This window comes from Brevundimonas sp., assembly GCF_046295595.1.
Taxonomy (GTDB): Bacteria; Pseudomonadota; Alphaproteobacteria; order Caulobacterales; family Caulobacteraceae; genus Brevundimonas.
Genome location: NZ_JBKBMX010000013.1, coordinates 78,260 through 85,554 on the forward strand (window position 1 = coordinate 78,260; position 7,295 = coordinate 85,554).

The following is a 7,295-nucleotide window of genomic DNA, read 5'->3' on the forward strand; positions in this document are numbered from 1 at the left end:
CTTTCCTCCCTCTTTGTTTTCGGCCGTTCAGTCGGCCGTTATGACGTCCTTGTCCCCCGGGCCCGCGGCGGGGTCCGGCGGCGCGGCCAGCTTGCCGGCCGGCGAACCGAGGGCTGCGTGCAGCGCCTCGCGGTCCAGCTCGCCCTCCCAGCGGGCGACCACCAGGGTGGCCACGGCGTTGCCGACGAAATTGGTCAGCGCCCGGCACTCGCTCATGAAGCGGTCGATGCCGAGGATCAGCGCCATGCCGGCGATCGGCACGGTCGGCACCACCGCCAGCGTCGCGGCCAGGGTGATGAAGCCGGCTCCGGTGATGCCGGCGGCGCCCTTGGAGCTGAGCATGGCGACCAGCAGCAGCAGGATCTGGTCCTGCAGGCTGAGGTCGATGTTCATCGCCTGGGCGATGAACAGGGCCGCCATGGTCATGTAGATGTTGGTGCCGTCCAGATTGAACGAATACCCGGTCGGCACGACCAGGCCGACGACCGAGCGGGGCGCGCCGGCGCGCTCCAGCTTCTGCATCAGGCTGGGCAGGGCCGCCTCCGACGAAGAGGTGCCGAGCACCAGCAGCAGCTCTTCCTTCAGATAGCTGATCAGGCGGAAGATGGAGAAGCCGTTGGCCCAGCAGACGGCGCCGAGGATGCCCAGCACGAAGATCAGCGAGGTCAGGTAGAAGGTGGCGATCAGCAGGGCGAGGTTGGCGATGGCGCCGATGCCATAGGCCCCGATCGTGAAGGCGAAGGCCCCGAAGGCCCCGACCGGCGCCGCCTTCATCAGGATGGCGACCAGTTTGAACATGATCTGGCTCAGCGAATCCAGCGCCCGGTGAACCGGCGCGGCGGCGTCGCCGACGATGGCCATGGCGATCCCGAACAGGATGGCCACGAACAGGACCTGCAGGATGTTGCCCTCGGCGAAGGCGCTGACGAGCGTCGTCGGAATGATGCTGGTCAAGAAGCCGACGATGGTCGTCTCATGCGCGGCCGAGGCGTATTGCGCCACGGCCCCCGCGTTCAACGTCGCCGGGTCGATGTTCAGCCCGCGGCCGGGCTGGACCACATTGGCGATCACCAGGCCGATGATCAGGGCCAGGGTCGAGAAGAAGAAGAAATAGCCGAAGGCCTTGGCCGCGACCCGGCCGACCTTGCCGAGGTCGCGCATGCCGGCGATGCCGGTGGCGATGGTCAGGAAGATCACCGGGGCGATGATCATCTTCACCAGCTTGATGAAGGCGTCGCCCAGCGGCTTCAGGCTGGCGCCGAACTCGGGCCAGAAATGGCCGACGGCGCCGCCCGCCAGAATGGCGAGCAGGACCATGAAATACAGGCTGCGGTAAAACGGCCGACGCGCGACGGGCGCACCTTCGGCGGCGACGGGTTGAAGCACACGACCTCCCAGGAGCCTCTGGCTCCGATCTTCGCTTCGCTGTCTGATGCAGCGACTGGCCCCAGTATCAGAATGCCGCGACGCCGCTCACAAGGGCGCGCGCCAGACAGACAATACTACTGAAATATCTGATTATTTTTCTCCGTGCCGTGCCGCGCAGCACGGGACCGTGCGGATATCCACACACGTGCCATGGACATCTGTGCGAAAACTCGCATGGTCGGGCATGGGCAGGATTCTGGTGGGCGACGCGGGCCAGTGGCGGGTGTTCACGGCGGTCTGGCTGGGGCTGGCGATCCTGGCCGTGTTTCTGGCCGGCGAGGCGGCCCGCCGCGACGCCGAGGCCGCGGCCCTGCGTCAGGCCTCGACCGCCGGCGCCCTGCACGCCGCCGTCCTGCGCAGCGAGCTGGAGCGGCACCGGTCCCTGCCCCTCGTCCTCGCCCAGGATCCGGACCTGCTGGCCCTGCTCGAAAGTCCCGAGCGGAGCGATGTCGACCGGCTGAACGCCAAGTTCGAGCGTCTCGCCGACGAGGTCCGCGCCGCCGCCATCTATGTGCTGAACGCCGACGGCATCGCCCTCGCGGCCAGCAACTGGCGCGAGCCGACCAGTTTCGTCGGCACCGACTATCGCTTCCGCCCCTATCACGAGGACGCCATGCGGGCCGGTCAGGCCGCTTTCTTCGCCCTCGGCACGGTCAGCGGCCGCCCGGGCCTGTATCTGTCGCGCCGGGTCGACGACGCCGCCGGTCAACCGCTCGGCGTCATTGTCGCCAAGGTCGAGTTCGACGCCCTCGAGGCCGATTGGCGCAAGTCCGGCGAGCCCACCTGGGTCGCCGACGACAACGGGGTGGTGTTGATCACCACCGTCCCCGAATGGCGTTTTCACACCACCAAGCCGCTCACTCCCGACGAACGCCGGCGGCTCGCGGCCGAGCAGACCTCCGGCGCGGCCCTGCTCGCCGACCTGCCGCTGCAGCCGCGCCCATCGGGCCTGGTCCGCGTCGCGGCCAATATCCCGTCCGGCCTCTACGCCAGCGCCACGGACACCCTGCCGGACATCGGCTGGACCGTGCATCTGCTCGCCCCGGCCGGCGAGGCCATCGACCGGGCGGTGGCCACGGCGCGCATGCTGGCCCTGCTCAGCGTGGCCCTGCTCGCCGGGCTGACCGGCGTCCTGCTACGCCGACGCCAGCGGGCGGCGATCCGCGCCGTCGAGGCCAAGTCGGCCCGCATCGAGCTGGAGCAGCGCATCGACGCCCGCACGACCGAACTGCGCGCCGCCAACGCCCGGCTGAACCACGAAATCGAGGAACGCCAGCGCGCGGAGAAGAGCCGCCAGTCCCTGCAGGACGACCTGATCCAGGCCAACAAGCTGGCCACTCTCGGCCAGATCGCCGCCGGGGTGGCGCATGAGATCAACCAGCCGATCGCCGCCATCCGCACCCATGCCGACACCGCCGCCCTCTATCTGGAGACCGAAGACAACCCCGCCGCCCGACGCTCGCTGGCCAGCATCGCCGGCCTGACCGAACGGGTCGGCGCCATCACCGACGAGCTCAGGGCCTTCTCGCGCAAGACCCGCTCGGAGACCGTCGCCGTCGGCGTCGAGGCCGCCCTCGAGGGCGCGCTGCTGCTGGTCGGCGCCCGGATGCGCGAGACCGGCGTCAGGCTCGTCCACCAGCCCGCGCCGCCCGACCTCGCCGTCATGGCCGAGCGAAACCGGCTGGAGCAGGTCGTGCTCAACCTGCTGCAGAACGCCATCGAGGCCCTGCGCGACACGCCCGACCCGACGATCTCGCTGGAGGTCGGGACGAAAGGGCGCCGGGTCGTCATCCGCGTCGCCGACAACGGCCCCGGGGTCGCGCCCGAGGTGCGCGAACGGCTGTTCACCCCCTTCACCACCGACAAGCGCGACGGCGTCGGCCTGGGCCTCGTCATCAGCCGCGACATCGTCGCCGGCTTCGGCGGCGAGCTGACCCTCGAACCGACGCCCCGCGGCGCCGCCTTCGTCGTGCGACTGATGAGGGCGAAATGAGCTTCAGGACGCTGAACCGGATCGTGCTGGTCGAGGACGACGACGCCTTCCGCGAGGCGCTGACCGAACGGCTCGGCCTGGGCGGCCTCGAGGTCTCGGCCTTCGCCTCGGCGGAGGCGGCGCTGAAGATGCTGGGCCCCGCCTTCGAGGGGGTGGTGGTGACCGACCTGCGCATGCCGGGCATGGACGGCCGCGCCCTGGTCGAACGGCTGACCGCCCTCGACCCCGACCTGCCGGTGGTGATGATGACCGGCCACGGCGACATCGCCGAGGCGGTCGACGCCATGAAGCGCGGCGCCTACGACTTCCTCGCCAAGCCGTTCGCGCCTGAGCGGCTGATCGAGAGCCTGCGTCGCGCCCTCGACAAGCGCGCCCTGGTTCTCGACAACCGCCGCCTCGCCGCCCTGTCGACGGAGGGCGAGTGGTCGATCCCGCTCAGCGGCGACAGCCGTTCGGTCGAGGCCCTGCGCGCTGCGATCCGGCGACTGGCCGACGCCCGCGTCGATGTGCTGATCGAGGGCGAGACCGGCGCCGGCAAGGAGGCGGTGGCGCGCGCCATCCACAACGCCGGCCCCCGTCGACCGCGCCCGTTCGTCGCCGTCTCCTGCGCCGCCCTGCCCGAGACCGGCCTTGAACCCCTGCTGATGGGGCACGCCGCCGGCGCCTTCCCCGGCGCCCTTCACCGGCGCGAGGGCCAGATCGAACAGTCGCATCAGGGCACCCTGTTCCTCGATGAGATCGACCTCGCACCCCGCGCCGCCCAGCTGTTGTTGCTGCGTGTGCTGGAGGAGCGCGAGGTCCTGCCCCTCGGGGCGATGGAGCCGCATGCCCTCGACCTGCGCATCCTCGCCGCGACCAAGGACGACCCGGTCGAGGCGGTGGCCCGCGGCGACCTGCGCGAGGACCTCTACTACCGCCTCAACGTCGTCCGTCTGCGAACCCCGCCCTTGCGCGAGCGGCGCGAGGACATCCCGATGCTGTTCGCCCGCTTCCTTGGCCGGGCCGCCGACCGTCTCGGCCGCGACATTCCGCTGATCGACGACGCCATCCGTCGCCGGTTGCTGGAGCACGACTGGCCCGGCAATCTGCGGGAACTGGCCAATTACGCCAGCGAGGTCGCGGTTGGTCTGGCGTCGGCGGAACCGGAGCCGTCGCCGGACATCGGGTTGGCCGGTCAGGTCCAGAACTACGAAGCCCAGCTGATCCGTGAGGCCCTGAGCCGCCACCGGGGCGACATCCGCCGCGTCACCGCCGCCCTGCGGATTCCTCGCAAGACGCTGTATGACAAGATGAACCGCCACGGGATCGTGCCGGCGCATCATCGCTCGGAAGAGTCCGGTTGACCGCGCCAATCCCCGAACCTTCGCCGGGTCCGAATTCCGCACGGCTTCAGTCGCGCGAGGCCTGTCCCGTCGGGCGGCCAGTCTCGCACCGGAGCGCAAGCGCCCGGTAGTCGGCGGGCGAGACGCCGTAGCGGGCGGCGAACAGCCGGCGCAGGGTTCGCGGCTCGCGGAAACCACAGGCCAAGGCGACCGCCTCGATCGAACGCCCGGGCGCGCGCACCAGCATCTCGGCGGCGGCCTTCAGCCGGCGGTTGCGAATCCGCTCCATCAGGCCGTCGCCGCCCTCGAACAACCGGTAGAGCTTGGAGCGGGAGACGCCGACCGCGCGGGCCACCACTGCCGGGGAAAAATCGGGATCCGTGAACCGGCTTTCGATCAGACGACCGGCCCGCCAGTCGGCCGCCAGGTCCAGCGGAGGTGCGGCCTTTACCGCCCCCGACAGGGCGTCGAGCGTCTGCTTCAGAACTTGCAGGAACAGCAGCAACTGCTGCGGCGCCGCCTCGTCGGCGATGCTCCCCGCCCGCAGGGCCGGGGCGCACAGACAGTCGAACGCCGCGCGCGCCTGATGCGCCGGGATGACCATCCCGTGCCAGCGCCACAGATCAGGAATGACGCTCTCGGCCACGGCGCGCGGAATACTGACGCTTATGGCCTCGCCATTGCTGGATATCTGCCGGTGCGGCAGGCCGAAGTCGCCGATGATCAGGTCGCCCGGGCCGCCCCGGAACGCCCGCCCGGCGGCCTCGCCGGCGGCCGAACAGCCGACGCAGGCCATGATGCCGTAGTGATCGATATAGTCCCGCCGCGCCCGCCGCCCGTCCCGCTCATAGGCCAGGCCAGTCATGTCGCGGGCGTGGATCAGCGGCGCCGGACCCAGGGCGTAGGTGGTGATGTCCGCCCAGAACCGACCCGGTTCGCGACTGTCCATGATCGGCGCGAGACTGGGCCAGCCCCGGCAGCGCCAGGCCTCGTACCGGTCCTCGGGCCGGAAGACAGCGGTGTCGAAGCGCAGACCGATCATGAGGACATCCTCCCCGGACGCCAACGTTCGTCAAGTCGCCCTGTTGGGGAACATCTCGTTGAATTGGGACGGGTTGTCCGCTCCCGTCGCGCGAACCGAGTAGCGCAACGGAGATCGAAGGTTATGGCTTGCCGGTCGGACCAGGGGCTCCGGCCGGACAGGTCCGAAGTCGAGTGGGGGCGTCATGCGCAGCGGTGGTGTTTCGGCGGGTCGCATGGAGCGAGTCGCACAGGTGGTTCAGGCGCTGGCGACGGCGGTTCGCGCCGGCCGGAGCCTGAGTCCCGACGAGGCGCGCGCGGCCCTTTGCGAAGTCGAACGCCTGATCGATCTGCTCGAAATTCGCCACGGCGCCGACGCCCCCGCGTTGGCGAGCGCGCTGCGCAACCTGCACGCCGCCCTCGGCGCCCGCGGTGAACAGACCGCCGTGCCCGGCCCGGATGTCGCCGCGCGCGCGGCCGGTCGTCGGTTCCGCGCCACGCTCGGCCGGGTCGTCGCCGTTCTGGCCGCCGGGGCCGCCCTGTCGGCGCCCATGGCTGTCGCCGCCCAGGAGCGGGTTTACACAGGCCCGCTGCCGGGCGGAGTGTCGACGGGCGCGGCGACCGGCGAGCGGATCGTGGTCCGCGACGTCGACGGGCCGATCACCCCCGGCGCCGGCTCCTCCGGCCTTCGCATGGCCGGCGACGGCGGGACGGGCGGCGACGGTTCGAACTCCTCCCTCACCAACACCGACGACGGCGGCGCCGGCGGCAATGGCGGCGGCGGCGCCAGCTTCGAGGTCGCGATCGATCTGCAGGGTTCGTCGATCGCCGCCCGGGACGCGGCCGGCGTGCTGCTGACCGCCCGCGGCGGCGCGGCGGGCGAGGGCGGCTATGACGACGCGGTGCTGTCGGCGGTGGGCGGACGCGGCGGCGCGGGCGGCACGGGCGGCTCGATCAACGGCGGGTTCTCGGGCGATGTCACCGTCGACGGCGCCTATGGACCGGCCATTCGCGTCGATCTGAACGGCGGCGACGGCGGATCCGGCGGCGAGGCGGAGGCCATCGCGGCGCGCGGCGGCGTCGGCGGCGCGGGCGGCAATGGCGGTTCGGGGGTATTCAACCTGGCCGGCGATCTGGTCACGCGCGGGCTCGGCTCGGTCGGGATCTTCGCCACGGCGGACGGCGGCGCCGGCGGCGGCGCCGGCGACAGCGACGGGGTCGGCTCCACCGATGACAGCGACGGCTTCGGTCGCGCCGGCGGGCAGGGCGGGCGCGGCGGCCTGCTGGACATCGACTTCGACGGTTCGATCCAGACCGACGGAACCTTCGCCTCCGGCCTGGCCGCCCTGTCGCGCGGCGGTCAGGGGGGGCGCGGCGGCTCGGCCGGCTCGGTCAACGCCGCCGGCGGACGCGGCGGAAACGGCGGCGATGGCGGTGCCGTCCGGCTCCAGGCCGACGGCGCGATCCAGACCTCGGGCGACGACGCCGGCGGCGTGGTGGCGGTCTCGGCCGGCGGCCAGGGCGGGCGCGGC

The 7,295-nt window shown here is 71.4% G+C and carries 4 protein-coding genes and 1 pseudogene; 3 read left to right on the plus strand and 2 right to left on the minus strand.

All coding sequences use genetic code 11. The annotated features are described in order from the left end of the window. Window positions 1-27 precede the first annotated feature (27 nt). The gene (locus ACK4JY_RS10200) at window positions 28-1,317 is read right to left on the minus strand and encodes a dicarboxylate/amino acid:cation symporter (RefSeq protein ID WP_409605308.1); all 1,290 of its coding nucleotides are present in this window, start codon (window positions 1,315-1,317) and stop codon (window positions 28-30) included. Between the two features lie 295 nt (window positions 1,318-1,612). Here ACK4JY_RS10200 and ACK4JY_RS10205 point away from each other — a divergent pair, with 295 nt between their 5' ends. Then, entirely contained in the window at window positions 1,613-3,421 is a 1,809-nt protein-coding gene (locus tag ACK4JY_RS10205) for an ATP-binding protein (protein WP_409605297.1), read from the plus strand. Continuing rightward, the gene (locus tag ACK4JY_RS10210; protein ID WP_409605299.1) at window positions 3,418-4,764 is read left to right on the plus strand and encodes a sigma-54-dependent transcriptional regulator; all 1,347 of its coding nucleotides are present in this window, start codon (window positions 3,418-3,420) and stop codon (window positions 4,762-4,764) included. Before ACK4JY_RS10205 ends, ACK4JY_RS10210 begins: the two co-directional genes overlap by 4 nt. A 46-nt stretch (window positions 4,765-4,810) precedes the next feature. Here ACK4JY_RS10210 and ACK4JY_RS10215 read toward each other — a convergent pair whose 3' ends face one another. Then, the gene (locus tag ACK4JY_RS10215; protein WP_409605301.1) at window positions 4,811-5,785 is read right to left on the minus strand and encodes a helix-turn-helix domain-containing protein; all 975 of its coding nucleotides are present in this window, start codon (window positions 5,783-5,785) and stop codon (window positions 4,811-4,813) included. A gap of 214 nt (window positions 5,786-5,999) precedes the next feature. Between ACK4JY_RS10215 and ACK4JY_RS10220 the strand changes: the two are divergent. Continuing rightward, window positions 6,000-7,295: pseudogene (locus ACK4JY_RS10220) on the plus strand (hypothetical protein); the annotation flags it as partial.

Bases quoted from the DNA above. Each gene is read 5' to 3' on its own strand.
- ACK4JY_RS10205 (WP_409605297.1), top strand. From the start codon at position 1,613: ATGGGCAGGATTCTGGTGGGCGACGCGGGCCAGTGGCGGGTGTTCACG.
- ACK4JY_RS10210 (WP_409605299.1), top strand. From the start codon at position 3,418: ATGAGCTTCAGGACGCTGAACCGGATCGTGCTGGTCGAGGACGACGAC.
- ACK4JY_RS10215 (WP_409605301.1), bottom strand. From the start codon at position 5,785: ATGATCGGTCTGCGCTTCGACACCGCTGTCTTCCGGCCCGAGGACCGG.
- ACK4JY_RS10200 (WP_409605308.1), bottom strand. From the start codon at position 1,317: ATGGTCCTGCTCGCCATTCTGGCGGGCGGCGCCGTCGGCCATTTCTGG.